The sequence below is a fragment of the Rhodococcus sp. USK10 genome (assembly GCF_019378875.1).
GTDB classification, from domain to species: Bacteria; Actinomycetota; Actinomycetes; order Mycobacteriales; family Mycobacteriaceae; genus Rhodococcus_F; species Rhodococcus_F pseudokoreensis.
This window is the reverse complement of record NZ_CP076047.1, coordinates 249,107-271,490: the sequence shown is the minus strand read 5'-3', so window position 1 is coordinate 271,490 and position 22,384 is coordinate 249,107. Positions and strand designations below refer to the sequence as shown.

Genomic DNA, 22,384 nt, shown 5'->3' with positions numbered 1-22,384 from the left:
CTCCTCCCTCCCTCATCCGTGGTGCATCACTGCCGACCGCCGACGCGGGCAGGCCACCTCACCCGCAGCGGTAGGGGTTCGGGTCCGGACCCCGGTTCTCGGGCCCGGCGTCGGAATCCCCATCCACCCCGGTCTCCGACCAAGGGTCGGTGCCCGCTGGCAGGTTCGGGACGACCGGCGGGGCCGAACCAATCTCCGCCGATGGTGGATCCGGGTGGGCCGGCGGATCAGGGTCGCCCGAACCGGGGTCCGGCGAGGCATCGGACGGGCTCGTCCCGGGTGCCTGCTCGGGTTCTGGTGGATCGTCGGGGTCGTTGTACTCGTACTGGTCGCGGTCGATCACGGTGACCAACGCGGTCCGCAGCACCTTGTGTGCACCGACGGTGTAGCCGCGGCGCAGCACGGTGTCGACCACCAGGTCGGTGCCGTGGCCTTCGTGGCTGGCGGCCTCGTGCAGGGTGGGATCGAAGCGGTCCCCGGGTTCGCCGAACGCGGCCACCCCCATCCGGGTCAGGATGGTCCGGATCTTGCGGTACAGGCTGTGCAAGGGCTCGCGGGCGGTGTCGCCGTGCTCGCGGGCCCAGTCCAGGTCGTCGAGAACACCGAGGAACTGCGCGGCGACCGTCGCTTTCGCGTTCTCGGCGACCGCCGCCCGGTCCCGCTCGACCCGGCGTCGGTAGTTGGCGTACTCGGCCTGCAGCCGTTGCAGATCCGCGGTCAGTTCCGCCACCCGGTCGGCGTCGGTCTGCCGGGACTCCGGCCGCGGCGCACCCGGTCCCCGCGGCGCGGTACCCGCCTTCTCGCCCAGCGTCGGTTTCGCTCCTCGGTCCGTGCGCGCGGGCCGGGATCCCGGAGTGTCGTCCCGGACCCGGCCGGTGACCGGGTCGATCCGGCGCCGGTCGGTGATCGCGATCGGCTCGCGCGGCGGTTGCCGCCCGTTGCCCCGGCCGCGACCGGCCTGCTCGGATCGTTGCTGCTCGCCGTGTGGTGTGTTCATCGGTGTCCCTCCCGGGGTTCGTCCACCACCTCCGCGTCGACGACCTCGTCGTCGGCGCCCTGCCCGTTCCCCGACGCACCCGCGCCGGGGGCCGCACCAGCACCGCCGCCGTCACCCCTGCCCGTCCCGCCTTCCGAGGCGGCCTGGGCGGCGTAGATGGCCTGGCCGAGGGCCTGGGACTCGGTGCCCAGGTTCTCCACTGCCGTCTTGATGGCGGTGATGTCGGTGCCGACCAACGCGTCCTGGACCTGTTTGATCGCGGACTGCACCTTGTCCTTGACGTCGGTGGGCACCTTGTCGTCGTTGTCCTTGATGACTTTCTCGGTCTGATACACCAGCGACTCGGCCTGGTTGCGGACCTCCGCTTCCTCTCTGCGTTGAGCGTCCTCCGCGGCATGGGCCTCGGCGTCCTTGATCATCCGGTCGATCTCCTCCTTGGACAGGCCCGAGCCCTCCTGGATCCGGATCGTGTTCTCCTTGCCGGTGCCCTTGTCCTTGGCGGTGACGTGCACGATGCCGTTGGCGTCGATGTCGAAGGTGACCTCGATCTGCGGCACCCCCCGTGGGGCCGGGGCGATCCCGGTCAGTTCGAAGCTGCCGAGCAGCTTGTTGTGCGAGGCGATTTCACGCTCACCTTGATACACCTGGATCTGCACCGAGGGCTGGTTGTCGTCGGCGGTGGTGAAGGTCTCGGACCGCTTGGTCGGGATGGTGGTGTTGCGCTCGATCAGCTTGGTCATCACGCCACCCTTGGTCTCGATGCCGAGCGAGAGCGGGGTGACGTCGAGGAGCAGCACGTCCTTGACCTCACCGCCGAGGACACCGGCCTGCAGGGCGGCGCCGACGGCGACGACCTCGTCCGGGTTGACACCCTTGTTCGGTTCTTTCCCACCGGTCAGCTCGCGCACCAGATTCGTCACGGCCGGCATCCGGGTGGAACCACCGACGAGCACGACGTGGTCGATGTCCTCGACGGAGATCTTCGCGTCCGTGATCACCGATTGGAACGGGGCCCGGGTGCGGTCGAGGAGATCGGACGTGATCTTCTCGAACTCGCTGCGCGAGAGCTGCTCGTCGAGGAACAGCGGGTTCTTGTCCGCGTCGACGGTGATGTAGGGCAGGTTGATCGATGTGCTCTGCGAGGAGCTCAGTTCGATCTTGGCCTTCTCCGCGGCCTCCCGCAGTCGCTGCATCGCCATCTTGTCCTTGGTCAGATCGAATCCGCTGCTCGCCTTGAATTTCTCGGACAGCCACTTCACGATCCGGTCGTCCCAGTCGTCACCACCGAGGTGGTTGTCCCCCGAGGTGGCCCGGACCTCGACGACGCCCTCGCCGATTTCGAGCAGCGAGACGTCGAAGGTGCCGCCACCGAGGTCGAAGACCAGGATGGTCTGTTCCTTCTCGCCCTTGTCGAGGCCGTAGGCCAGTGCGGCCGCGGTGGGCTCGTTGACGATGCGCAGGACGTTGAGGCCGGCGATCTGGCCGGCCTCCTTGGTGGCCTGACGCTGGGCGTCGTTGAAGTAGGCGGGGACGGTGATCACGGCGTCGGTGATGTCCTCACCCAGATACGATTCCGCGTCCCGCTTGAGTTTCATCAGCACTCGGGCGCTGATCTCCTGCGCGGTGTAGTTCTTGTCGTCGATTGCCACGTGCCAGTCGGTGCCGATCTCCCGTTTCACCGAGCGCACCGTCCGGTCCACATTGGTGACTGCCTGGTTCTTGGCTGGCTGGCCGACCAGCACCTCCCCGCTCTTGGCGAACGCCACCACCGACGGCGTCGTGCGTGAACCTTCCGAGTTGGCGACCACCACCGGGTCGCCGCCCTCGAGCACGCACACCACCGAGTTGGTGGTGCCGAGATCGATTCCCACCGCCCGTGCCATGACCCTTCCCTCCTCACACCCCGGGCACGCCGTTGGCGCACCCGCCGAAACCCTTCCGTTGACAATTCAATTTTCTCTCCGTACAACAATCCGGGTCAAGAAAATATGCCGCAAATACAGCATGTTTTCTCTATAGGCCCCGGGAGCGGTGTGACGGCGCCGTGTCAGGCGGTCACGCCGGTGCGGGAGTGGAAGGCGGTGCGGATGAGGAACTAGTCGATCAGGGCGCCGGTGGCCTCGGGTCATTCGAACTGCGGCAGGTGCCCGCAGCCAGGCAGGGCCACCGACCGCACCTGTGGGGCGGTGGTCGTGAGCCGGCGGTGGCCGTCGGCCGCCCCGGATCCGGGTCTCCCCTGACCGTGCCGAACCGGTGCACACCACCCACCGGACGAGGACGTCGAACATTACGCTCACCTGCCGATAGGCCAGCACACCGTCGCGCATCCGCTCGGGCAGCGCCGCCGCCAGAGCGCCGCCCAGATCGTCGTGACTGCCCGGGCCGGGTCAGTGGTGCCTGCGTCACCGCACGGGGGCATCTCCTCCCATTCGGTGGGGCTGACTGTCCTAGATACAACACCCTCTCCGACAAAATCCTTTCCGATCCGGCCAGATTTTCTCTGGCAATCGTGCGAGGCCGATGACATAATAAAAGCCACCCCGGCAGGCTTCGGGCGGTCGGCGCCCGCTACATGTGGTCGTAGGTGGTGAGGATGACGGACGAAACCCTGGTGGCGCTGAAGAACTACGAATACCTGATCCTCGAGCACGGCTGCGAGAACGTCAGTCTGGTCTGGCACACCGATTCGGTGGTCTTCGGCGACGACGGCTGCGCGGACATCGACATGCTCGCCCAGCCGGGATTCACCCCGGCCACCGAATGCTTCGCCAACCGCCGCGACTGACCCCCGAGTGATATGCCCGGTCGTCATCGGGTGCCGGTGCCAGTGCCGGTGCCGGTGCCGGTGCCGGCGGCGGTGAGGCTGCCGATCGTGGTCACGGTGCGTCCGCCACACGGATCGACCCAGCACGGGTGGCCGCCGCGGATCCGGGGCACCCATACGGCCGCGTGATCGCGGCAGGGCCATTGCACCCGCAGCTGCCGCAGCAGCGCCGCCTGCACGGTGTTGGCCACCCATATCGTCGCCTCGACAGCCGGTAGCCGCGGGGCCAGGCCGCGCCCGAGAACGAAACGGCCCGACCCGAACTCGCCGATCCCGCCGGGATCACCGCCGGGTGCGGTGATGCCGGGTGGGGCGGGATCCCAGGCCAGCCGAACCCCGTCGGGGTCAATCGCGAGTTCCCAGCACACCCCGTCCCACCGCACCGGCCCGCCGCGGCAACAGCACCGCAGATCCTCCGCCACCGCCACCAGGGCCGCCGCCCAGCCCGGTGGCGCGCCGGCACGCGCCGGCGCACCCTCGACCACCGGGAACCGCCACACCCGGCCGCAGAGCGAGTGCCCACCCACCTGAGGCATCCCCCCATTTTTCCCGGTCACCGCCCGTTCCGGCCAGAGCCGCCTGACATCGTGCTCCGGCCAGATGGCGACCGCCGGGTGTCCCCGCTGGCGGGGTCAGGAGGCGGCGATCGCGAGACACCCCGGCCGTCCGAGCCCGCGCCGCCCGCCCGCATTCGCTATCGATAGGGCGGTGGTGGGCGGTTTCGGATTCCGGGATCTCGGGTACCAATCATGGTGCAGGAGAACCGTCCCTGGGCGGTCCACACTCACCCGGGGGATGAACAACACACAAGCGGGTAGGTGGGAGGTGTCGCGGCATGACTGCACCTGCAAATCGCAGCGGTGGAGAGTCGGGCCGGTGGGACCCGGTCGCCGAGCTCACCGACATCGCACGGCGGATCAGTCCCTTGCGGGACTCGATGCCGGCCGCCGCGTTCGGTGGCGGGCAGACCTGGCGGCCGCTGGCGGAGGTGTCCGAGACCGAGGACGGCTACGTGGTGGAGGTGGAGGTGCCCGGCGTCGCCCGCGAGGACCTCGACATCACCCTGTCGGCCAACGAACTCGAGATCAGCGGCGAGTTCGTGGAGAAGAAGAAGGTCGGGTGGTTGCGGACCCGCAGCCGCACCCGCCGCACCGGCAGCTTCGAATTCCGCACCCTGCTGGCCCGCGACGTCGATGCCGACAAGATCACCGCCGCACTGGCCGACGGTGTTCTCACCGTCACCATCCCGAAGACCGCGAGCGCCCGATCGCAGCGCATCGAGGTCACCACCGACTGACCCTCCGCGCCGTTTCCGACGCGCACCCGTGCACCGTGAACGGTGGCACCACCCGATCGGAACACGAAGGGGGAACTTGGCACATGGGTTCTGCTGGACAGGATCGCGTTATCCGACAACATGTTTCGGTGCAACGCTGCGGTGATGCGGCGATGATGTGGGGTGGGTTGTCGGTCGTTCTGTTCTGGGCGTTCGGGCTGGGGGTGGTTCTTGGTGCGGTCGCCGTCGTCGCCGGCGTCACGGCCCTGTGGGGCCGGCCGCCCGGCGGTGCCGATCCCACGGCCCGCGACGCGCTGGCCGGGATCGCCGCCGGGGCGGTCGGCATCGCCCTGGGACTGCTGTTCCTCTGGGCGCTGATCTCGCCGACACCTCCGGCGACCCTGCCCTGACCACCACCCCCTCTCGGCGTGCGCATGGACTCCTGGGCGTGGACCGGCCGACGTGCGAGCAGCACCTCGAGACCGAGACAAGAACAAACAAGAAGATCAAGGAGAGCACAGAAAGGACACTGGTGATGGACGACACCGAATTCCTGTCACGGGTCCGCGAATACGGAGAATACGACAGCTTGCGGGAGGCCACCCGGGTGACGATGGTGGTGCTGAGAAGGCTCGGGGCGCGGCTGTCCCCCGGGAAGGTGCGGGCCCTGGCCGCGCAACTTCCGCCCCTGGCACGTGACGCGCTCGGGCCGGTCCAGGACGGACGGGCCGCACCCGACTACGGGGTCGAGGAGTTCCGGCGCCGGATCGCCCAAGCCCTCGACGCCCACCCCACCACCGCCGAATGGGACACCAGCGCGGTGCTGGCCACGGTGGCCCAGGCGGTCGACGACGACTGCCTGCGCACCGTACTGGGGTCGCTGCCCGAGGGGTTCGCGCCACTGTTCGGCCGCCCCGAAATGGTGTGACCCCCCGGGGAACCGGATCACAGCCTCAGGCTCGCCCGGGTGACATCGTCACCCGGCAAAGTTCCCCTGTTCCTGTCACAAGGCGGGCGGCCGCGCCGAGGACGACCGTGCCCGTGGGGTGGGTGAGCTGGACTGGGTGAGCCGGGTTCCGAGCCAGTCGCGCCGGTCGATCCGGGAGGTGACGTGCAGCCCGGCGAGGTCGGCGGCCTCGGTCACCTCCGCCGGGGCCATGTGATCGGGGTGGGCCGGTTTCGGTGTCATCAACCACACGAAACCGGTGCCGGACAACACCGTGCGGGCGGTGATCAGCTCGTCGGCGAGGTCACCGTCGCCGCTGCGCCACCACAGCAACACCACGTCGACCCTGTCGCCGAAGGTGTCATCGACCAATTCGTCCCCGAGGATGTCCTCGATGCGTCGTCGCAGGTCCTCGTCGACATCGTCGTCCCATCCCAGTTCCTGCACTATCGTCTCCTCGGTCAGGCACAGGCCGGTGGACTGACCGCCGGCGTGCCCCGCCGTCGAGATCGCCCAACTCCTTCGTCTCGATGGGGTCGGCTCCCGGCGCGCTTGCCGGGGTCGTGGTTGTCCCGGTGGGCTAGGTGGCCCACCAACCGGAGTGAGCGCCCTATCGGTCACCGTCGGTTGGTGGGCCCCACCGACCGAATCGCGGTGTGTCGGAACGAACTCGGGCGTTTGTGGCCGTGGAGTATCCGCCGACCCGATCACCGAAACCTGCGAGATGCGGATTCGGGGAACAGGTGGCTGAGCGCATATCCCGACACGGTGCTTCCGGGGTTCAGGGCGAGAAGAGTGCGCCCCATTCGGTTCGGGCCGCGCGGGCTGCGGCCGGGTCGGGCAGCTCGTTTCCGCTGGCGAGCGCGACCAGGGTCTCGGCGAGGGCGAAGACGGACACGCCGTGGCGGCGGGCGGCGCTCACCAGTTCGTCGAAAGCGTCCGCGGTCCCGATCCGGCGGATCCCGATCAGCACCCCCTCTGCGGTGTCGAGGGCGCGGGTACGCGTGCTGCGGGGATGGGTGGTGGTGTGACCGTGCAATGCCGCCATTTCAGGACACCTCCGTCGAAGTCTGGGGGTGGGTGTGTGGGGGTGGTGCCCGATTGGAGCCGATCCCAAACCTCACCCTGCCCCGTCCACGGGCGGATCTGGGCGGCGGGCCCGTACCGTTTATAGCACTGACCAGTGTCGACGGTGTAGTTTCGACGTCACCGCGGACGGGTAAGTGTGTCGCGGTGGAGGAAGTGATCACGATGAAGCGCGGCGCCGGCGCCGGCGACACCCCCGACGTCGAGGCCTACGTGCTCGCGGTCGCGCGGGCACTGAACGCCGAATCGATCCGCCGATGGGACGCGGTCACCTTCGATGCCGTGGTCGTACTGTCGAAACAGTTCCGGTACTACAGCGGACGCCACATTCTGATCGCCTGGAACCCTCGCTTCGGGTGGTCTTTGGGAATCGAGGGTCAGCGCACCGATCGGGTCCTGATCATCGGCGGGCTCGGGATCGGCCGCCGCCCGCCAACGGAGGCCATCGCCGACCGCACCGACGAGCTCATCGCGGACCTGCTGCACCTCGAATACCGGGACCGGGACGCCTTCCCGGTCCCCACTCTCGTCCACCGGCTCGACAGCGGCCCCAGTCCCACCAATCGCACCGAACGCGGGTCGGCCGGTGGGTGAGGAGAACGTTCGCTCGCCGGTGGCGCGGACCGGAAAGAAGAGGAGGCTGGAGACATGACCACCATTCCGCCGCCTCCCGGCCGTGAGGCGGCGCTGGCGCTGCTGCGCGCCGTGGCCGCCCGTGCCGCCCGCGACGAGTGCGCGGGCATCCTGATCGCGTGGGAACGATCCGGGACCACCGCCGACCACGACGAGTTGGCCCTCGAACGTGCCACCCGCGACCTCGACCGGACGGCGGGTGCCGGTGACCGTGCCGCGGCCCGGGTGCGGGCGGTGGTCGACGGCGCCGCGCACCGGCGCTCCGACCCCGAGTGGCCGTAGCACCACACGCCCCCGGGTTGTGAATCCGGTTACGTGGTGCCGGTTCCCCCGGTGCCGGTGCCGGTGTCTCGGGTGTCGGCGCCGGTCAGGTCCGCCGGTGTCAGCGAGCCGGTGGTGATGTGCTGGGCGAGGGCGCGTAGCGGGGTGTGGTGGGTGCGGGCGTGGTGTTCGAGCAGCGTCCGCGCCGCGGCGGGGGTGATGTGCAGGGTGCCGGCGGTGAGTCCGACCGCGTGGTCGACGTGCATACGGTCGTGGATCAGGCCCAGGGTGCGTTCGGTGAGTTTGGCCCGGCGGAGGGCGGCGTCGTCGCGGACCAGGTGCATCACGGTCGAGGCCGCAAGTACCGCGGCCAGTCGCCGGTCGTAGTCGGTGAACTCGCGGACGGCGGGGTAGAGCACGTTGACTCCTCCGATGGGTGGCCGTCGAGGAGCATCGGGATCGCCAGTACCGCCCGGTAGGCCAGGGTGGTGGTGACGTCGGTGAAGTCGGGCCAGCGGCGGTGGGATTCGGGCGCGGACAGGTCCGGGACCTCGACCGGGGGGCCGGCGGCGACGGCGTCCAGGCACGGACCGTCCTCGCCCTGGGCTTGCAGCAGTTCCATGATCCGGGCGCGTTAGTCGGACGCGGCGACGACGGCGGCGCCGAGCAGATCCGCAGAGGCCGCGGTGATGTCGGCGAGGGCGGCGGCCGGGTCGGTCACGGTGTCGGCGAGGTGCGCCGTGATCGCGGACAGCACCTCGACCACGTGGGCCTGGGTGTTCGGGATGTCCTCGATCATGGCGTGATCTCCTTCTCCCCGCGGCGGGGCGGTCATTCGTTGAGCTCGTCGACGTCGATCCGGTCGGCCAGGATGTCCCCGGCTAGGTCGAGGATCGGGCGACCCAGCCGGAACGCGTGGGCGCGCAGCCGCAGGAACGCCTCGTCGAGGCTGATCGCCAGCCTGGCGGCGAGTATTCCGGTGGCCACGTTCACGTCTTGGTAGGAGCCGGTGTCCCGGATCCAGTCGACGCCGGCCCGCTCGGCGTGCTCGGCCTGCTCGACCAGGGCCAGGGTGATCAGGTCGACGAGCACCGTGGCATCGGCGACGGCGCGGGCCGCCAACCCGCCGGCCCGCCGCCGGTAGAACGTCATCGTGCCGAGCCGGATGGCGCCAATCCGCAGCGCGAACGCGAACACCGCCGCCGCGCCCACCGCGTGGGCGGTGTCGGCGAATCCCGGCCACCGCTCCTCGTAGCGGCTCAGATCGTCGACCAGGATCGTGCTGCCGTCTTTGAACGCCTGCACCCCGGGGCCCTCGCCGAGGGTGTACTGCTGCTCGTCGAGCCGACCGGCCCAGTCGTCGCTGGCGCCGAGCAGGTCCTGCGCCCGACCGGTCGCGCGGAGGGTGAGCGCCGCGGCGTCGACACCGGCCAGCTCGCTCACGCACAACCGGCACACCTGCTGCGCCCAGCCGTGTTGGCCGGGCGTGCCCGCCTCGTCGGCGATCGCATGCCACAACGACTGCCGTCGCCGTTCCTCCACGACCACCCTCACCACCTCGACCGCGCTCACCTCCCACCCTAATCCGATCCCCCCGGCCGTAGCGCCGACGGGCGCACCGGGAATCGCACGGCGAAGTGAGGGTGCCGGTCAGCGGGGATACCCGATTTCCCAGGGCGCCGGAATGGGGAAATACCGTTCGAGGAACTCGGTCACCGTCGCGGTGCGCACCGCGAGGTCGACCTCCGGGGTGCTGCCGTCGCCCAGGCAGAACATGTCCTTGTTCCGCTTGACCAGCAGCGGACCGAGCGCGCCCAGGCCCGCATGCGTGGTGGTGTCGATGTACCGGACCTTGGCGGCGGTGTGCGGGACGGCGCGGCCGGTGGGCAGGGCGTAGTAGTGGTGGAGCGAGTTCGTCACCGAGATGTTCTGCGCTGCCCGGAACGAGCTGGCCGCGGTCGCGGCGAACTCACGAGGGAACTGCTCTTCCATTTCGGCCATGACCGATCGACGCAGCGGTACCGAGCACCGATCGGACGAACAGCAGATCCTCGACCGTCGCCTCGTACGGAGTGGTCGTCGAGATCGTCAGCGTCCGCCGAACTCCACCACCTCCGGCCGGGCCGACAACCGGCAGACCGGCGGCGGCCGGGTGTCCCCACGCGGGCCGGCTGCGGGGTCGGGCCCGTGCAGGCCGGGCGAGGTGCCGTTGCGGGCCGGGGATCGGGGTCGGTGTGCTCATCGGACCGAACCGGCGGTGGTTCGGGCGCGCGGGACGAATTCGAACCAGGCACTGGTGCCGCCGCGAACGTGCGGTTGGGGATAGCACAGCGCCAGAGCCCGCTCGTCGAAGGCGGTGAACCACTCAGTCCACGACAGATGCTCCAATTCCGTGGCGACACCGAGGAAGTCGATCCGCAAGGCGCCGGACCCGTCCCGGGCCGGGGCGCCGTGATGCGCCTGAATCCACCGGCGGATCTCGTCGTGATCGGTGGTGATATGCGGCGACGTTGTCATCGATCTCAGCCCTCCTCGCGTCCCGGAAACAACCAGCTTCGCCGCGAGGAACCCGCCGATCCGGCACTGCGGAGCACCAACGCGCATCACAGCGGGGAAACACCACGCCGCAACCACGACTCGGCCTGGTTCTGCGGGTGTGCAGCACCCGTGAGCCGACCGGCCGGGCCCGCGACTGCTCGGTGCCAGGGAGTTTCGGCGACCGCCGCGGCATGAAAGAACGCGCCGACCCGAGGCCGAGAATGTCGTCCCGGGTTCGACGCCGCTCATCGGTGCACCGGCGGCGGGACGCATCCCGCGGTGGGTCCAGTTTTCGCGGCGCCGCCCTCGTCTTTTCGGGGACGGCAGAATCCGATCATAACGACAGCGGCACCGCGCTGGCCAGGGCAGAAGGTCCTCGACCAGGACCGTTTCGAGCGACCCGACCGCGCAGACCCCGAGTTGTTCGCCGGCACCATCGAACTCGCGGCAGGCACCTGATGTCCTCGCGCAGGCAACCGATCTCGGGGCCGGTTCCGGGTGCCGCGTTTCGAACCCGGTAGAGGCCGGGTACCCCATTTAGGTATCGCCCCGGACCCCGGCGAGGATCCCGCTAATTGCCCCCGTTTGCCCCACCGCTCCGGGAAGAACGACTGGCTCCGGTCGGATCCCATCCCCACACCCGTGCCCTACCCCGGGCGCTGCGCCGTGCGTCGTGCGCCCGTCCCCGATGAGGAAGAACCGACATGACTGTGCACAATCTGACCACCCGCACCGGGAGCATCGTGCTGCTGGGCGCCTTCACCGATCCCGCCGACCGGAACCGCTGGTCCACCATCACCGCATGGGCCCGCGGGCACGACGTCGAACCGGTCCACACCTGCAGTGAGGACGCCCTGGTCGCCATCGCCACCGACGACGTCCTCGACGGGCTGTGCACCCCGGACGAGGCGCAGACCATGCAGGAAGTACGCCGCCGCGGGATCCCCTGCGTCGGCCTCGACGACGCCGCCCGGGAACTGTCCTGCCTGCACCCGCCCACCCGATAGCGGCCCACACGGCCGCCACCTCGGCACCCGTTGTCACCGTGCCTGTCCGGTACGGGGACGACGGCCGGACCGCTGGTCTGCGGTGCCCACGGCGGCGGGGCATGGTTTTGGGCCAGTGCGGCGAGTACCCGGATCCGGAGGCCGCGGGCATCGTCGGACAGCGACGTCGGCTCGGACCACAGCTCCGCCGCGGTGAGCACCTCGAACGCGAACGCCTCCCCGTCCTCGTCCCCGTCGACTCCGACCCGTTCGCGCAGCAGAAACCCGAGCTGGGTGAGCAGCCAGAGCATCACCGGGTGGAACAGCGGGGCGCAGGGTCCGTGCGGGCAGGCCACCGCACACGTCTGCTCGATCACCGCCGGCACGTCCCGGTCGCTGACCGCCCGCAGCAGCCTCCCCCCGATCCGGGACTGCGCGGTGGTGGCGTGGACAGGGGCCGCGGGTCACGGCCGTGCGGTGCCCGACCCCGGCCGCGGACCCGAGGTTGCAGCGCGGGCCCGCCCGGACATGCGGAGAGCGGCGACGAGGGTGCCGACAATCCCCACCCCGCCCGGTGGGGACAGGGCGGGCGGTGCCGGGGTGGGCCGGTTCAGGTCGAACGCGAAAGCGTCCGGGGACAACCACATGAGGAAACCTTTCCAACTGTGTTCGGACGGTGGTCAGGACCAGACGGGGCGAGGGGACATCCGGGCCCGTCCTGCGCCGGTGGGGTGGCGCTGGCAGGCGGTTCCGCGAGCTCGCTGTTGAACCCGCTCCTGACTTCGAGGATGCCCGCCGGGTCTGCCGACAAACACCGCGCGTGTTCCGGTATCCCAACGATTCTCAGAAGGACGGGCGTCCTCGGGCACGGTCAGCGGAACCGGGGCGGCGGTGTGCCCGGGGGTGTGGTGGTGTGCTGGAAATGGTGCTGCAGTGCGCGCGATGCGGCGAGCCCGGTGACGATCACCAGGATCAGCAGGGCGATGTCGGTCATCGGAGGGTCCTCTCACGGGGTCGAAAAGGGTAGGCGTCGTGGTCACGCCCGTGCGGGCGAGGGTCGGCGCTCGCACGGCGGCCGCGGCGGCGGTGACGGGTCCGGTCGGCCTCGGTCATGCCACCCCAGATCCCGTAGGGCTCACCGGCGGTGAGCGCGTGATCGCGGCAGTCGGTGCGCACCGGGCACTGCGCGCACAACTGTCGCGCCTGCTGTTCGCGGTGGACGCGAGCGGAGCTGCGTTCGCCGTCGGGGGAGAAGAACATCGCGGTGCCGGCGCCGTGGCAGGACCCGTGGCGTTGCCAGTGCCAGTCGGCGGGGCGGGGCGGGGTGTGACGGTGCGGGGAGGTCATGGATCCTTTCGGGGTGCTCGGGGTGCTCGGGGTGCTCGGGGTGCTCGGGGTGCTCGGGGTGCACCGGCCGACCCATGCGGCGGAGGTCGAAACGTGGTGTGCGAGGCGACCCCTCGACGCAACGCACACCACGGCATCGGTCGAGGCCCCGCGTCGGGACAACGGACGGATCGCAGTGAGAGGCCAGCGTGCGACGGAGATGCGAGATCGGCCGACAATGTGACAGACGATGTTGCCGGATCGCCGATCCCTGGGCTCGAGTTCGGCGGGCATGGGACGACATCGCGGACGCGAAGGGAAGGTCCACACTGTTCGGGGCCTGTTCCGCGTCGCTCGTCACCGGGGTCCGGGGCGACGAGGTCGACCTCTCTCGTCACCGGGGTCCGGGGTAACGAGAGACGTGCTCCACATGATAACGACACGCTGGTCGGTTTCTCCAGCCCGACCCCGTATTCGGTCCCGGTGACCCCGGCGGACCTGGTTGAATCCGTGCCGGTGGGGTATCTCGGGGACGAGAAGTGACGGACGATCTCGGCTTCGGTGCTGCCGTGTAGAGATGGGTGGGCAGACCGGGGAGGAGGTGGTGGTCGTGTATGAACCGGCGGCGTATGTGGCAGCCCTGAGCCGGATTCTGCAGATGCTCGAGGAGCCGTCGTCGATCGGGGCGATCGTCTCCGAGCTGACCGAATCGGTGCGGTCGGTGTTCGGTCTGGCCGGGGCGGCGGTGCTTCTACCCGATGATGGGGAGTTGACTGTGGCGGCGGCCTCGGCGTCCGTGCAGGGACTCGAACGCGCCCAGCAACGCTCCCAGCGCGGCCCGGCCTGTGAGGCGCAGCGCCGGGGTGCGGTGGTGGCGGTGGCGGACCTGACGCAGGTGCGGGGGCGGTGGCCCGAATTCGTCGCCGCCGCTCAGCGGATGGGGATGGTCCCACCGCGGCGGTGCCGTTGCGGTGGGACCGGCAGACGATCGGATGTGTGGATCTGCATTCGGCCATCCCACGCCCGTGGTGCCCCGGCGATCTGGCCGCGGCCACGGTCCTGGCCCGGGTGGTCGCCGGGCATCTGGCGACCGATGCCACCCTGCGCAAGCGGCAACAGTTGACCGAGCAACTCGAGAACGCGCTGGCCTCCCGGGTGGTGATCGAGCAGGCCAAGGGCATCATCGCCGCCGAGGGCGCCGTCACCGTCGACGAGGCGTTCGACCGATTACGCCGCCATGCCCGCCGGCACCGCACCAGCGTGCACGAGGTCGCGGCGGCGGTGGTCGAGGGCCACCTGCACCTGACGCCCGCGTCGCCGCCCCGGGCGCCTGACTGACCCCATCGCCCACCGGTGGATCTCGGTGGGCATGGTCCGGCCCCGGCGTCGGGGGGGTACGTCGGGGCCGAAAATTCCTCGAACCCAGGACTCGATGGAGGGATTAGTCGAGGAACTCCGTCGAGAATACGCCGCACCGGCGGCGGTGAACAGCAATAACCTGCCCCCGGGTCAGTGGTGGTCACCGGTGGCGCGCTGCCGGGACGGCCCGTCCTGCAGTCGCGTTCGCTGCCCGGCGGCCGGACGCCGCCGGCGCCCGGGCCGGCCGGTCTCCGGTTCCGCTGCCGCGTCACCGGCGGGCTCGCGGACGGGTTCGGCGGAGGTGGTACCGGGGCCCTGTTCGGCACGGAGTTGGGCGTTGTCCGCTTCCAGGCGGCGGTTGTCGCGTTCGAGGTCGCCGGTGCGGGTCTCGAGGTCGAGGACCCGGCCGATGCCGACGAGGTTGACGCCGGCGTCGATGAGTTCGGCGATGCGTTTGAGCCGGGCCAGGTCGTAGTCGCTGTAGCGGCGGGTGCCGCCGGCGGTGCGGCCGGGGGTGATCAGTCCGTAGTCCTCGTACAGGCGCAGCGCCGCAACCCCGAACCCGGACAGCTCCGCGGCCACCGAGATGCCGTAAACACCACGCACCGACGGCGATTCGAGATCCCGACGGCCGGATTCTTCGGACATTTTTTCGCTCCGATCGGGAATTTTCTCGCACAGTCCCTTGTCATAGTCTACGACAGATGCTATAACGAACCTACAGCATCTGCTGGAAGTTTACCTGATGGGATGAAAGGATTTCTGGAGGTAGGTGGACATGATGTTGATGCGCACGGATCCGTTCCGCGACCTCGACCGTCTGACGCAGCAGATCCTCGGTACCGCGGCCCGTCCGGCGGTGATGCCGATGGACGCCTGGCGGGAAGAGGACCGGTTCGTGGTGGAGTTCGATCTGCCCGGGGTGAAGGCCGACTCGCTGGATCTGGATGTCGAGAAGAACACTCTGACGGTGCGCGCCGAACGGTCCGCACTGGACGAAACCCAGGAAATGGTCGCCGCCGAGCGCCCGCGCGGGGTGTTCAGCCGGCAGTTGTTCCTGGGGGAGAATCTCGACGCGGACAAGATCGAGGCGAACTACGACGCCGGGGTGCTGCGGTTGACGATCCCGGTCGCGGAGAAGGCCAAGCCCCGCAAGATCGAGATCACCAGCAATGGTCATTCCGAGCAGAAGGCCGTCAACGCCTGAGACGAGGTGAACGAGGTTCGGGAGGGGGTGAGCAGAAGATGACCTTGGCGAACAGGGTCGCAGAGGTGAACGCCACCGACACAGAAGAGCGCACCGAACGCGAGGTGATGTGGCCGTGGCACGAACTCGAATACGCACAGCTCGTGGCCGATTCGGACCGCATCCTCGCCGACGCGCTGACGCCGCAGGCCGTGGCCCTGCTCCACCGGGTGGCCACCGCACCGGCCGGCCCGCCGCGCCCATCCCCTCCCGTATCGCCGGGGTGGACGGTGTCGGCCCCGCCGACTCCCGGAATCCGGGCCACGCAGCGCTCCCCTCCGAGACCGAGAAATAGCCCACATCCGATCTGTTCACAGTCGAGCACAGTCGATCGTCGAGCACGAAAGGGGTGATGACCCAGACGAGTGCATCCGCTGACCGGGTTCGCCCGCCGCCGCTGTCACCTGTCATTGCTCTCCCGTGCGGCGCGGCGAACCCCGCTTTCGGGCACGCCGCCCGGCACCGCCGATCCACCGAGTGAAAGCTGACGGCGCCGACCGCCCATCCGACAACCCCGGTGATGGTGTCGGATTCGACCGGGGCGCACCGCCATTGACTGGCAGACGGTAACCATCGGCCGTTCCGAGCGGGCAGTGCCCACCAGCGCGCAATGCAGCCAAGAAAAACGGGGGCGGGCCTTTCCATGGGCCGGGGCCCGCCCCGCCTTGGTGGTTCCGGCATCCCGAGCCCGGGACCACCGTTCTCGTGCACCCGGCACTCGAAGGGGACGAGGTGATGGCCACCGAGCAGGATCCGTATCGGGTGCTGGGACTGTCCTCTGCGGCGTCGCAGGCCGAGATCGCCAGCGCCTACCGGCGACTGCTGCGCGAACACCACCCCGACACCCGCCCCTGCGACCAACCCACCGATCCGGTGGCGGACGAGCACCTCCAGCACGTCCTGACCGCGTACACTCTGCTGCGTGACCCGCAGGCCCGGGCCGCCCACGACCGGGCAGCGACCGAGCGGGAAGCCGCCCGGCGGGCGGCAGCCGAGCGAGCGGCCGAACCCCCGGCCCGGCCCGGGCGAGCGCCGCGGTCCCCGGTCCCGCCGCGGATCCGCGTGATCGTCGTGGACGACACCCCACCCCCGCGCCGCCCACCGGCGACCGGCCTGTGGATCGGACCGGTCCGACGTCACCGCTGAGGTCATTTGATGCCGGCGACCTCCTGGGCGATGGCGGCTAGACGAGCCCGGGCGGCGGAGACCACCCCGTGCCGCCTCTTGTGGGTTTCCCCGTACGCCACCACGGCACGGATATCGGCAGGATCAGTCAGTTCCTTGACCGCGGCGACCGCCTGCGGGACGGTGGGTCGTCGCAGTCGCCGATCGGCAGCTCACTGGTTCGAGGACACCGACGGTGGTGCGGGCGGAATGGATTATCTCGGCGACCGCGGTGGAGCCTTCGCGACGGGTGATTTCTTCGGCGGTCTGAAGGACGGCGTCGCGGGAGGCGGTCAGGGTTTTGACGGCGACGTCGCCGGCGTGCGCGCCCCGGCCGAGCAGTGCCTCGAAGCGGGGGCGGGCGGCGCGGGCGTGGTCGGCATTCTCGGTCAGCTCGCTGCGCACCGCGTCGTGCGGGCCTGGGCGATGCGGGTCTCGGCGATCTGGATCTCGGTGTTGGTCAGCTCGTGGAGCGCGCGCAGCTGCGCCAGCAGGATGGCGGCGGTATTCGGGGTCGAAGCCATCAGGGCACCACTTCTTCACGAAGAATGGTTCGGACTGGGATCTTCGGCACGCGGTGCCCGCACGGGCACCGCTGGCAGGACTACCCCACCCGGCGTGGGTGTAACCCGCAGCAGGAGATAGCGCACGTGTAATGCGCCGGACACGTGCGGACCCTCCGTTGCCGGAAACTACCCCTCACCATCCGGGACGTGCAGCCGGCCCCGGATAACCGGAACCGATCATCCCCAGGAGGGGCGAAAGTCGTCGAACCGAAACAACATTCGGACCGACTGCGCCTCGACCAGGGTGGTGTAGAAATCCACTCGGCGGACCTGCTCTTCGGTCGCGGTGGTCAGATCCACCCCGAGGAATCGTGCGACGGCGTATCGCACGTGCCTGTTCATTGGTTTTCCGCCGATTTCTTCGATCGTTTCTCCTCCGGTCCAACACCGGCGCGGGCGAGGGCCTTCCACACCGTCCGGTCAGGAAGACCGGGAGGAGGCGGACCAGGTGCGGAGGTGGCCGGGGCGGCGAACCCGGTGCGACCATGGGATATGGCGCGGAACCGATGGCCCGGGATCGCCCCGCCCGGAACAGGTGGCGTGGCGGTGCACGGTCGCCGGGTCCTCATCGCCCGGCCCGAGGTGGTGGTGCAGCTGACCGGCGTGACCGACTACCCGGCCGGGGTGTCACTGTGCCTGGTGCTGACGGCCACCGGCATCCCCGCCGAACTCGCCCGCCACGAGACCCGCCCGTTGACCGACCCTCGCGATGAGTCCGCGCACTGGTCGTATCTGCGGGTGCGGGTGCGGATGGACGATCAGTCCGGGGACGCCGACTCGTACGAACCGGCGTCGTGCGCGGCGCCGCCGGGCCCGCCGGAGCAGTACCGCACCGCACCCCGCTACTGGATCCCCGGCTACCCGAGCACCGGGGAGATCACCCTGACCACCAGCTGGCACCAGATCGGCCTACCCGTCTCCGTCGACGTCCTCGACCTCGGGTCAGCCTGTTCTCCACCGAATCCGGCTGACCACCGAGCCGGGGCTGAGCACCGAACACCACGGATGCGCAGCGGGTCGCCGAAATGGTGGATCTGCGGCTGCACATCGGACTACCTCCTATAGTGCTCTTTCGTCGCACGGGAGTCGCTCTCCCTCCTGCTGGTGACACTGGGTCGTGCACGCGGGGCTGTCGCGGCGGCGCGCCCCCGTGTCGCGGATGTCGGTTTTGCCGGACACCGGTCCGGGGTACGTGGTGACTGGGGTTTCTCGAGGTGGTGATTGTTGTGCCCGATTCCTACGCCGACATCGTCGAGCGGCTGTGCGGCGAGTTCGACGGCCGGGTGCCGCTGCCGGTGGTCACGCAGATCGTGCGGCAGTGTCGGCGCGACGCGAATGGCTCCGACTTGCACTTCCCGGCCGATCCGACTCCGCGCGGACTCGAAGGCCTGGCGCGGCGACGACTTCTGGCCGCGGCGGGACGTGGCGGGACGACCGGCAGCGGAGACGAAACATCCTGAGGCATTCTCGTTTGTCGCGTCCTGGGTCGGCGGCGCTGCCCGCCACACCCCGCCCCCGCTGCCGGGGTGTGTCGGGCGCAGCGGCCTAGGATGGGCGAGGTGCCGCCGATCCGGTTGACTCTGGACCTGCCCGCGTTCTGCTCTCGCGACATTGGCGCTCGAGCATGCGTCCACCGAGCTCGGCGAGCGGGGCATCGCCGGGTGGGAGCGGTTGGAGTTGCGGACCACCTCCCCGACCCGATCTCCGCTGATCCGGCGGTTCACCTTCACCTACTGGCCCCACCACTCCGACACCCGAGTCCCCGAGAACCTCAGCTACGTGAAGCTGTGGTCGCGGCTCGGTCCGACCGAACGGGCGAAGCTCCTCACCCTGACCGGCGGTGGCCGGCCCACGACCACCCTCGTGCGGCTGCTCACCGCGGTCGCGGGTAGCGCGATCCTGGTGACCGGACCCGATGGAACACCCCGATTGCCTCGCACGTTCCGGGTGTTCCTGCGCGTGTTTGTCGACCACAAGCGCGACGATCACCGGTAGCGCTGCTGAGGACGGCAGCGCCGGGTGGCGAGAATCGGTTACCTGGGGGAGAGCAGCCCGTGCAGTCCGGGCGCGGAATGCGGCTGGGCCCGGCCGCACGCAGAGAGATCGGTCGATGATCGATCGAGTTCACCAGTGTCCGAGGTTTCCCTGCCACAGCGCCGAGATGACGTACAGGACGATGACCAGCGGATAGTACAGGTTGATCACCGTACTGACCGCCAGGACGGGGTGGACGGGCGGTTGTCGCCCTTGTCAGAAATCGGGTACCCGCTGGGCCGACGAGTACGCGTGCCCGTGTCCGCGAATGTGGTGATCGACCCGCAAGCAGGCGACCACCCCCGCTGGAGAGGGTGACCGGTGGCGGCGCAGCACGGCGGGTGCCACCACCCCTTCCGTGATCTTGCACATCAGCGGTAGATTTACTCATCTTTTCGTCGTAGAATATGTCCAGAATTTCGTTGGACATCCGGGAGTGCAACTCGCCGGGTTCGAGCGGAAAGGGTGAGCGCCGTGAACGATCCGTTGCACACCGTGCCCGAGGCCGATCGCCTCGAACAAGACCTGCCCGCCGATCCCGCCCTCGGTGCGGCCGGCCCCGCCGACTGGGAGGCCGACGGCACCTGGGATGCGCCGGAGGCCGACCGGTTCGAGCAGACCCAACCGGTCGGCTCTACCGAGGACCCGTGGCGCGCCGGCCGCCTCGAGACGGAATGGGATGTGCCCGAAGCCGACCGGCTCGAGCAGGCCACCACCGTCGCCTTCGACGACGAGGATCGAGACGAGCGCGCCGGCGAGGCGTTGGAGTACGAGGTGGGGGAGGAGTAGCTGTAACCACGGCGGCCCCGTCCGGACGGCACCGGTCCGGGCCGCGGGAAAGGGGTGCGAGATGAGTGAGATCGGCACCGCGCCGCTGTCGCTGTCCGAGGCGGCACACGCCCTCGACACCGTCACCCGCGCACTGGCGGTGCTGCGGGACGAGTCCGCCGCGCAGGAGCCGCTCGAGGAGGTGCTCGGGCGGCTGGCCCGCACGGCGGCCACCGCGGTGCCCGACGCGGACGCGGTCAGCGTCACCCACCTCGACGACGCCGGCCCGCGCACCGTGGCCCTCACCGACGACACCCTCGCCGCCATCGACGGCGACCAGTACGCCGCCGGCCGCGGACCGTGCCTGCAGGCGGCGACCTCAAGGCAGCCGGTGCGGGCGGTGGTCGGCGAGCACGCCGACCGGTGGCCGGAATTCACCGCCGCCGCCCGGGCCGACGGGATCCGGGCGTATCTGTCGGTGCCGGTGATCGTCGACACCCCCGGTGAGGACCCGGGAGAGCTGGCGGGCTCGTTCAACGTCTACGCCCGCACCGCGGCGGCGTTCGACCCGTTCGACGAGAAACTGATGCAACTGCTGACCACCGCCGCCTCGGCCGCGATCAGCAACGCCCGCCGGTGGCGACGCGCCCAGCGGCAGGTCGAACACCTCACCCAGGCGCTGACCTCCCGCGCGGACATCGACCAGGCCAAGGGGGTGATGATGGCGATGCACCGGATCGGCGCCGACGAGGCCTTCACCCGGCTGTCCGAGATCTCCCAACGCACCAACACCAAGGTCCATGCCGTCGCCCGCCACCTGATGGCCGAGTTCGCCGACCCCGATCACCCACCGCCGCTGTGAGATCCGGAAACGACGTGCGTCGAGACCACCCGGTGAGGCGATTCGCAGGACGGTGGTTGGGTCCGAATACCGTGGGCGCAGGAGAGTATTCGAAGGGGCAGCATCATGGCGGGGCGGGCACCGGCTCCGGTGCGGTGGTGGCGGCTGCAGCCGTGCAGCCGTAACCCGTTGATGCTGGGCACCGACCGGGTCGAGGCGGTGCTGGTGACGCTGGTGGTCACTTTGGTGTTGTTGCTGGTGCCGGTGTGCGCGGCGATGGGGGACGGAAACTTTCACCTCGCTGCAGCAGCAGAGCCGGGCGCTGGCCGCGCAGGCGCGGCCGGTCCCCGCGGTCCTGCTCGTCGACCCCGGGATCGATCCGCAGGCCGAACCGGCGGTGCGGAGCACCGACCCCGGCGCCTCGTCCTGGGCGCGGTGGACGGGCGTGAGCGCACCGGGCAGGTTCCGGCGCCACCGCAGGCGCGGGCCGGCGACACCGTGACCGTGCAGGGGGACCGGACGGGGAACTCCTCGACCCGCGCGGTGGCACCGAGAATGCGGTGCTGGCGATCGCGGCGGCCTGCGGGTTGTGGGCGGCCCTCGCCGGCGCCGGCGGCCTGGTGATCAACGCGGTGCACCGGATGCTGATCCGGTCCCGGCTGCGCGTGTGGGATCAGGCGTTACGGAAGTTCGCGGAACCACCCCGCTGACCCGGCCTTCCCCGGTGTCCGGAGAGCCCCAAGGGGCGCACAAAAGCCGAATCCGGACCGGATCGGAGAAAGCGCACCGAATCCACCTCCCCGACGCTACGCCCCACCGTGTCGTGGCCGAAACTCATCTCTCCCACCAGATGTGGTCATCCGATGGATGGGGTGGGTCGGCGCGCGCCGAACGGGCGGCGGCGCGGTGCGGCCGGGTGTCCCGGCCTCGGCCGCAACGGAGGCACCACCACCACCACAGCAGCGGTCCTGGGGAGGGCGGCGTTGAACGCGTCGACAAGGGTGCCGAAGCACTGCACCGCATCGATCCCGGCGTCGGCGAGAATGTGGCGCAAGGGTCCCAGTGCGGCGACGGTCAGCCGGCTGTTTTGCGCACGGAGCCGCGACCCGGCGTCGGCGAGGACGGCCAGTGCGGGGCAGCCGACGAACCCGGCGGGCAGCAGGTCGATGACGGCGCAGCGCCCGCGCAACACGACCTCGTCGAGGCAGGCCCCCAGAATCGGTGCGGTGACCATATCGAGGTCGCCGCTCACCCGGAGCACGATCGGACCGCCGACGGGTTCGTCGACCTCGAGGGCGAAACCGCCTTCGTCGGGATCGGCCTGGTCGAAGAACGCGGTCTGCGACAGGGCAAGCCGCAGATGCTGTGGGCTGTCGATGACAGAACGAAGATAGACCATGGACGTGCTCCCCCGGGTGGGCCGGCGGAGGGCGGAACTTCGCTGGGAGAAACTCCTCCTGCGAGGTGTGCGGGCACCCGTCCGCGGTGATGGGTGGACTGCCGGGCTGGTGTCTGAACCTGCGCCCTTGACGG

At 69.8% G+C, this 22,384-nt stretch carries 34 protein-coding genes and 3 pseudogenes; 17 read left to right on the top strand and 20 right to left on the bottom strand.

The features are described 5' to 3' along the window. Positions 1-235: 235 nt before the first annotated feature. A pseudogene (gene grpE / locus I1A62_RS01870) lies at positions 236-997 on the bottom strand (nucleotide exchange factor GrpE); the annotation flags it as partial. Beyond that, complete coding sequence (dnaK, locus tag I1A62_RS01865; RefSeq protein WP_219453735.1) at positions 994-2,880, bottom strand: molecular chaperone DnaK; 1,887 nt, start codon at positions 2,878-2,880, stop codon at positions 994-996. The pseudogene grpE and the gene dnaK, both read right to left, overlap by 4 nt. Positions 2,881-3,590: 710 nt before the next feature. On the opposite strand from dnaK, the gene I1A62_RS01860 reads away from it, so the two are divergent. Next, positions 3,591-3,782 carry a hypothetical protein gene (locus I1A62_RS01860; protein ID WP_124395460.1) on the top strand — a complete coding sequence of 64 codons (192 nt, stop codon included), beginning with the start codon at positions 3,591-3,593 and terminating at the stop codon, positions 3,780-3,782. 23 nt (positions 3,783-3,805) lie between these two features. Here the strand turns inward: I1A62_RS01860 and I1A62_RS01855 are convergent, their stop codons facing one another. Further along, positions 3,806-4,357, bottom strand: coding sequence for a hypothetical protein (locus I1A62_RS01855; RefSeq protein ID WP_257890357.1), 552 nt, complete (start codon positions 4,355-4,357; stop codon positions 3,806-3,808). A gap of 299 nt (positions 4,358-4,656) precedes the next feature. Here I1A62_RS01855 and I1A62_RS01850 point away from each other — a divergent pair, with 299 nt between their 5' ends. From I1A62_RS01850 to I1A62_RS01840, 3 genes are all read left to right on the top strand, one after another. Then, positions 4,657-5,118: an Hsp20/alpha crystallin family protein gene (locus I1A62_RS01850; protein ID WP_219453733.1), complete on the top strand. Its 462-nt coding sequence runs from the start codon at positions 4,657-4,659 to the stop codon at positions 5,116-5,118. 128 nt (positions 5,119-5,246) lie between these two features. Then, positions 5,247-5,507: a hypothetical protein gene (locus tag I1A62_RS01845; protein WP_219453731.1), complete on the top strand. Its 261-nt coding sequence runs from the start codon at positions 5,247-5,249 to the stop codon at positions 5,505-5,507. A gap of 125 nt (positions 5,508-5,632) precedes the next feature. After that, complete coding sequence (locus I1A62_RS01840) at positions 5,633-6,025, top strand: DUF2267 domain-containing protein (protein WP_219453728.1); 393 nt, start codon at positions 5,633-5,635, stop codon at positions 6,023-6,025. A gap of 75 nt (positions 6,026-6,100) precedes the next feature. Here I1A62_RS01840 and I1A62_RS01835 read toward each other — a convergent pair whose 3' ends face one another. Together I1A62_RS01835 and I1A62_RS01830 are read right to left on the bottom strand one after the other, a co-directional pair. Further along, a complete protein-coding gene (locus tag I1A62_RS01835) occupies positions 6,101-6,508 on the bottom strand; it encodes a DUF3052 domain-containing protein (RefSeq protein WP_374710694.1) in 408 nt (135 codons plus the stop codon). A 316-nt stretch (positions 6,509-6,824) separates the two neighbouring features. Further along, the gene (locus tag I1A62_RS01830) at positions 6,825-7,091 is read right to left on the bottom strand and encodes an ANTAR domain-containing protein (RefSeq protein ID WP_219453727.1); all 267 of its coding nucleotides are present in this window, start codon (positions 7,089-7,091) and stop codon (positions 6,825-6,827) included. Between the two features lie 185 nt (positions 7,092-7,276). Here I1A62_RS01830 and I1A62_RS01825 point away from each other — a divergent pair, with 185 nt between their 5' ends. Together I1A62_RS01825 and I1A62_RS01820 are read left to right on the top strand one after the other, a co-directional pair. Beyond that, entirely contained in the window at positions 7,277-7,723 is a 447-nt protein-coding gene (locus I1A62_RS01825) for a DUF6292 family protein (protein ID WP_257890356.1), read from the top strand. A gap of 54 nt (positions 7,724-7,777) precedes the next feature. Continuing rightward, positions 7,778-8,044, top strand: coding sequence for a hypothetical protein (locus I1A62_RS01820; protein WP_219453725.1), 267 nt, complete (start codon positions 7,778-7,780; stop codon positions 8,042-8,044). 29 nt (positions 8,045-8,073) lie between these two features. On the opposite strand, the gene I1A62_RS01815 is transcribed toward I1A62_RS01820, so the two are convergent. The 7 genes and pseudogenes from I1A62_RS01815 to I1A62_RS01785 all read right to left on the bottom strand — a co-directional run bounded on the left by I1A62_RS01815 (position 8,074) and on the right by I1A62_RS01785 (position 10,540). Continuing rightward, positions 8,074-8,442, bottom strand: coding sequence for an ANTAR domain-containing protein (locus I1A62_RS01815; RefSeq protein ID WP_219453723.1), 369 nt, complete (start codon positions 8,440-8,442; stop codon positions 8,074-8,076). Continuing rightward, positions 8,367-8,645: a hypothetical protein gene (locus tag I1A62_RS01810; RefSeq protein ID WP_219453721.1), complete on the bottom strand. Its 279-nt coding sequence runs from the start codon at positions 8,643-8,645 to the stop codon at positions 8,367-8,369. The genes I1A62_RS01815 and I1A62_RS01810 overlap by 76 nt, the downstream gene beginning before the upstream one ends. A gap of 12 nt (positions 8,646-8,657) precedes the next feature. Beyond that, positions 8,658-8,822 (bottom strand): hypothetical protein, encoded by a 165-nt coding sequence (locus I1A62_RS01805; protein ID WP_219453719.1) that lies wholly within the window; start codon positions 8,820-8,822, stop codon positions 8,658-8,660. A 32-nt stretch (positions 8,823-8,854) separates the two neighbouring features. Continuing rightward, positions 8,855-9,571 carry an ANTAR domain-containing protein gene (locus I1A62_RS01800; protein WP_219455014.1) on the bottom strand — a complete coding sequence of 239 codons (717 nt, stop codon included), beginning with the start codon at positions 9,569-9,571 and terminating at the stop codon, positions 8,855-8,857. A gap of 102 nt (positions 9,572-9,673) precedes the next feature. Next, positions 9,674-10,108 (bottom strand): annotated as a pseudogene (locus I1A62_RS01795) (stealth conserved region 3 domain-containing protein); the annotation flags it as partial. Beyond that, positions 9,993-10,265 carry a hypothetical protein gene (locus I1A62_RS01790; RefSeq protein WP_219453717.1) on the bottom strand — a complete coding sequence of 91 codons (273 nt, stop codon included), beginning with the start codon at positions 10,263-10,265 and terminating at the stop codon, positions 9,993-9,995. The pseudogene I1A62_RS01795 and the gene I1A62_RS01790, both read right to left, overlap by 116 nt. Further along, positions 10,262-10,540: a hypothetical protein gene (locus I1A62_RS01785; RefSeq protein ID WP_124395465.1), complete on the bottom strand. Its 279-nt coding sequence runs from the start codon at positions 10,538-10,540 to the stop codon at positions 10,262-10,264. Before I1A62_RS01785 ends, I1A62_RS01790 begins: the two co-directional genes overlap by 4 nt. Positions 10,541-11,265: 725 nt before the next feature. Here I1A62_RS01785 and I1A62_RS01780 point away from each other — a divergent pair. Then, positions 11,266-11,568 carry a hypothetical protein gene (locus I1A62_RS01780; RefSeq protein WP_219453715.1) on the top strand — a complete coding sequence of 101 codons (303 nt, stop codon included), beginning with the start codon at positions 11,266-11,268 and terminating at the stop codon, positions 11,566-11,568. 443 nt (positions 11,569-12,011) lie between these two features. Here I1A62_RS01780 and I1A62_RS01775 read toward each other — a convergent pair whose 3' ends face one another. From I1A62_RS01775 to I1A62_RS01770, 3 genes are all read right to left on the bottom strand, one after another. After that, positions 12,012-12,194, bottom strand: a complete 183-nt coding sequence (locus I1A62_RS01775; RefSeq protein WP_219453714.1) for a hypothetical protein — start codon at positions 12,192-12,194, stop codon at positions 12,012-12,014. A 224-nt stretch (positions 12,195-12,418) separates the two neighbouring features. After that, the gene (locus I1A62_RS45685; RefSeq protein ID WP_257890355.1) at positions 12,419-12,541 is read right to left on the bottom strand and encodes a hypothetical protein; all 123 of its coding nucleotides are present in this window, start codon (positions 12,539-12,541) and stop codon (positions 12,419-12,421) included. Continuing rightward, the gene (locus tag I1A62_RS01770) at positions 12,538-12,894 is read right to left on the bottom strand and encodes a WhiB family transcriptional regulator (RefSeq protein ID WP_219453712.1); all 357 of its coding nucleotides are present in this window, start codon (positions 12,892-12,894) and stop codon (positions 12,538-12,540) included. Before I1A62_RS01770 ends, I1A62_RS45685 begins: the two co-directional genes overlap by 4 nt. Before the next feature lie 885 nt (positions 12,895-13,779). On the opposite strand from I1A62_RS01770, the gene I1A62_RS01765 reads away from it, so the two are divergent. After that, positions 13,780-14,211 carry an ANTAR domain-containing protein gene (locus tag I1A62_RS01765; protein WP_374710661.1) on the top strand — a complete coding sequence of 144 codons (432 nt, stop codon included), beginning with the start codon at positions 13,780-13,782 and terminating at the stop codon, positions 14,209-14,211. 171 nt (positions 14,212-14,382) lie between these two features. Here I1A62_RS01765 and I1A62_RS01760 read toward each other — a convergent pair whose 3' ends face one another. Then, on the bottom strand, positions 14,383-14,880 hold the full coding sequence (locus I1A62_RS01760; RefSeq protein ID WP_219453708.1) for a MerR family transcriptional regulator: 498 nt from the start codon (positions 14,878-14,880) through the stop codon (positions 14,383-14,385). Positions 14,881-15,013: 133 nt separating this feature from the next. On the opposite strand from I1A62_RS01760, the gene I1A62_RS01755 reads away from it, so the two are divergent. From I1A62_RS01755 to I1A62_RS01750, 3 genes are all read left to right on the top strand, one after another. Then, on the top strand, positions 15,014-15,439 hold the full coding sequence (locus I1A62_RS01755; protein ID WP_219455012.1) for an Hsp20/alpha crystallin family protein: 426 nt from the start codon (positions 15,014-15,016) through the stop codon (positions 15,437-15,439). A 38-nt stretch (positions 15,440-15,477) separates the two neighbouring features. Continuing rightward, positions 15,478-15,831, top strand: a complete 354-nt coding sequence (locus I1A62_RS45680) for a hypothetical protein (protein ID WP_257890354.1) — start codon at positions 15,478-15,480, stop codon at positions 15,829-15,831. A 382-nt stretch (positions 15,832-16,213) separates the two neighbouring features. Beyond that, complete coding sequence (locus I1A62_RS01750) at positions 16,214-16,624, top strand: J domain-containing protein (RefSeq protein WP_219453706.1); 411 nt, start codon at positions 16,214-16,216, stop codon at positions 16,622-16,624. A gap of 2 nt (positions 16,625-16,626) precedes the next feature. Here I1A62_RS01750 and I1A62_RS01745 read toward each other — a convergent pair. The 3 genes and pseudogenes from I1A62_RS01745 to I1A62_RS01740 all read right to left on the bottom strand — a co-directional run. Next, positions 16,627-17,020: pseudogene (locus I1A62_RS01745) on the bottom strand (ferritin-like domain-containing protein); the annotation flags it as partial. Between the two features lie 11 nt (positions 17,021-17,031). Continuing rightward, positions 17,032-17,166: a hypothetical protein gene (locus tag I1A62_RS45675; RefSeq protein ID WP_257890353.1), complete on the bottom strand. Its 135-nt coding sequence runs from the start codon at positions 17,164-17,166 to the stop codon at positions 17,032-17,034. Positions 17,167-17,385: 219 nt separating this feature from the next. Continuing rightward, complete coding sequence (locus I1A62_RS01740; RefSeq protein ID WP_219453705.1) at positions 17,386-17,550, bottom strand: hypothetical protein; 165 nt, start codon at positions 17,548-17,550, stop codon at positions 17,386-17,388. A 198-nt stretch (positions 17,551-17,748) separates the two neighbouring features. On the opposite strand from I1A62_RS01740, the gene I1A62_RS01735 reads away from it, so the two are divergent. The 6 genes from I1A62_RS01735 to I1A62_RS45670 all read left to right on the top strand — a co-directional run bounded on the left by I1A62_RS01735 (position 17,749) and on the right by I1A62_RS45670 (position 21,561). Beyond that, positions 17,749-18,273 carry a hypothetical protein gene (locus I1A62_RS01735; protein WP_219453703.1) on the top strand — a complete coding sequence of 175 codons (525 nt, stop codon included), beginning with the start codon at positions 17,749-17,751 and terminating at the stop codon, positions 18,271-18,273. A gap of 161 nt (positions 18,274-18,434) precedes the next feature. Further along, positions 18,435-18,668, top strand: a complete 234-nt coding sequence (locus I1A62_RS01730; RefSeq protein ID WP_257890352.1) for a hypothetical protein — start codon at positions 18,435-18,437, stop codon at positions 18,666-18,668. Between the two features lie 151 nt (positions 18,669-18,819). Beyond that, positions 18,820-19,203 (top strand): hypothetical protein, encoded by a 384-nt coding sequence (locus I1A62_RS01725; protein ID WP_257890351.1) that lies wholly within the window; start codon positions 18,820-18,822, stop codon positions 19,201-19,203. A gap of 513 nt (positions 19,204-19,716) precedes the next feature. Next, a complete protein-coding gene (locus I1A62_RS01720) occupies positions 19,717-20,031 on the top strand; it encodes a hypothetical protein (RefSeq protein WP_219453700.1) in 315 nt (104 codons plus the stop codon). A gap of 61 nt (positions 20,032-20,092) precedes the next feature. Beyond that, positions 20,093-20,872 (top strand): ANTAR domain-containing response regulator, encoded by a 780-nt coding sequence (locus I1A62_RS01715; protein ID WP_219453698.1) that lies wholly within the window; start codon positions 20,093-20,095, stop codon positions 20,870-20,872. Positions 20,873-21,411: 539 nt separating this feature from the next. Then, on the top strand, positions 21,412-21,561 hold the full coding sequence (locus I1A62_RS45670; protein WP_257890350.1) for a hypothetical protein: 150 nt from the start codon (positions 21,412-21,414) through the stop codon (positions 21,559-21,561). Between the two features lie 146 nt (positions 21,562-21,707). Here the strand turns inward: I1A62_RS45670 and I1A62_RS01705 are convergent, their stop codons facing one another. Next, entirely contained in the window at positions 21,708-22,250 is a 543-nt protein-coding gene (locus I1A62_RS01705) for an STAS domain-containing protein (RefSeq protein WP_219453696.1), read from the bottom strand. Between the last annotated feature and the right edge of the window lie 134 nt (positions 22,251-22,384).

Coding starts and splice junctions, on each gene's coding strand:
- dnaK (WP_219453735.1), bottom strand. CDS start 2,880: ATGGCACGGGCGGTGGGAATCGATCTCGGCACCACCAACTCGGTGGTG.
- I1A62_RS01860 (WP_124395460.1), top strand. CDS start 3,591: ATGACGGACGAAACCCTGGTGGCGCTGAAGAACTACGAATACCTGATC.
- I1A62_RS01855 (WP_257890357.1), bottom strand. CDS start 4,357: ATGCCTCAGGTGGGTGGGCACTCGCTCTGCGGCCGGGTGTGGCGGTTC.
- I1A62_RS01850 (WP_219453733.1), top strand. CDS start 4,657: ATGACTGCACCTGCAAATCGCAGCGGTGGAGAGTCGGGCCGGTGGGAC.
- I1A62_RS01840 (WP_219453728.1), top strand. CDS start 5,633: ATGGACGACACCGAATTCCTGTCACGGGTCCGCGAATACGGAGAATAC.
- I1A62_RS01830 (WP_219453727.1), bottom strand. CDS start 7,091: ATGGCGGCATTGCACGGTCACACCACCACCCATCCCCGCAGCACGCGT.
- I1A62_RS01820 (WP_219453725.1), top strand. CDS start 7,778: ATGACCACCATTCCGCCGCCTCCCGGCCGTGAGGCGGCGCTGGCGCTG.
- I1A62_RS01810 (WP_219453721.1), bottom strand. CDS start 8,645: ATGGAACTGCTGCAAGCCCAGGGCGAGGACGGTCCGTGCCTGGACGCC.
- I1A62_RS01805 (WP_219453719.1), bottom strand. CDS start 8,822: ATGATCGAGGACATCCCGAACACCCAGGCCCACGTGGTCGAGGTGCTG.
- I1A62_RS01790 (WP_219453717.1), bottom strand. CDS start 10,265: ATGAGCACACCGACCCCGATCCCCGGCCCGCAACGGCACCTCGCCCGG.
- I1A62_RS01785 (WP_124395465.1), bottom strand. CDS start 10,540: ATGACAACGTCGCCGCATATCACCACCGATCACGACGAGATCCGCCGG.
- I1A62_RS01780 (WP_219453715.1), top strand. CDS start 11,266: ATGACTGTGCACAATCTGACCACCCGCACCGGGAGCATCGTGCTGCTG.
- I1A62_RS01775 (WP_219453714.1), bottom strand. CDS start 12,194: ATGTGGTTGTCCCCGGACGCTTTCGCGTTCGACCTGAACCGGCCCACC.
- I1A62_RS45685 (WP_257890355.1), bottom strand. CDS start 12,541: ATGACCGACATCGCCCTGCTGATCCTGGTGATCGTCACCGGGCTCGCC.
- I1A62_RS01770 (WP_219453712.1), bottom strand. CDS start 12,894: ATGACCTCCCCGCACCGTCACACCCCGCCCCGCCCCGCCGACTGGCAC.
- I1A62_RS01760 (WP_219453708.1), bottom strand. CDS start 14,880: ATGTCCGAAGAATCCGGCCGTCGGGATCTCGAATCGCCGTCGGTGCGT.
- I1A62_RS01755 (WP_219455012.1), top strand. CDS start 15,014: ATGTTGATGCGCACGGATCCGTTCCGCGACCTCGACCGTCTGACGCAG.
- I1A62_RS45680 (WP_257890354.1), top strand. CDS start 15,478: ATGACCTTGGCGAACAGGGTCGCAGAGGTGAACGCCACCGACACAGAA.
- I1A62_RS01750 (WP_219453706.1), top strand. CDS start 16,214: ATGGCCACCGAGCAGGATCCGTATCGGGTGCTGGGACTGTCCTCTGCG.
- I1A62_RS45675 (WP_257890353.1), bottom strand. CDS start 17,166: ATGGCTTCGACCCCGAATACCGCCGCCATCCTGCTGGCGCAGCTGCGC.
- I1A62_RS01740 (WP_219453705.1), bottom strand. CDS start 17,550: ATGAACAGGCACGTGCGATACGCCGTCGCACGATTCCTCGGGGTGGAT.
- I1A62_RS01715 (WP_219453698.1), top strand. CDS start 20,093: ATGAGTGAGATCGGCACCGCGCCGCTGTCGCTGTCCGAGGCGGCACAC.
- I1A62_RS01705 (WP_219453696.1), bottom strand. CDS start 22,250: ATGGTCTATCTTCGTTCTGTCATCGACAGCCCACAGCATCTGCGGCTT.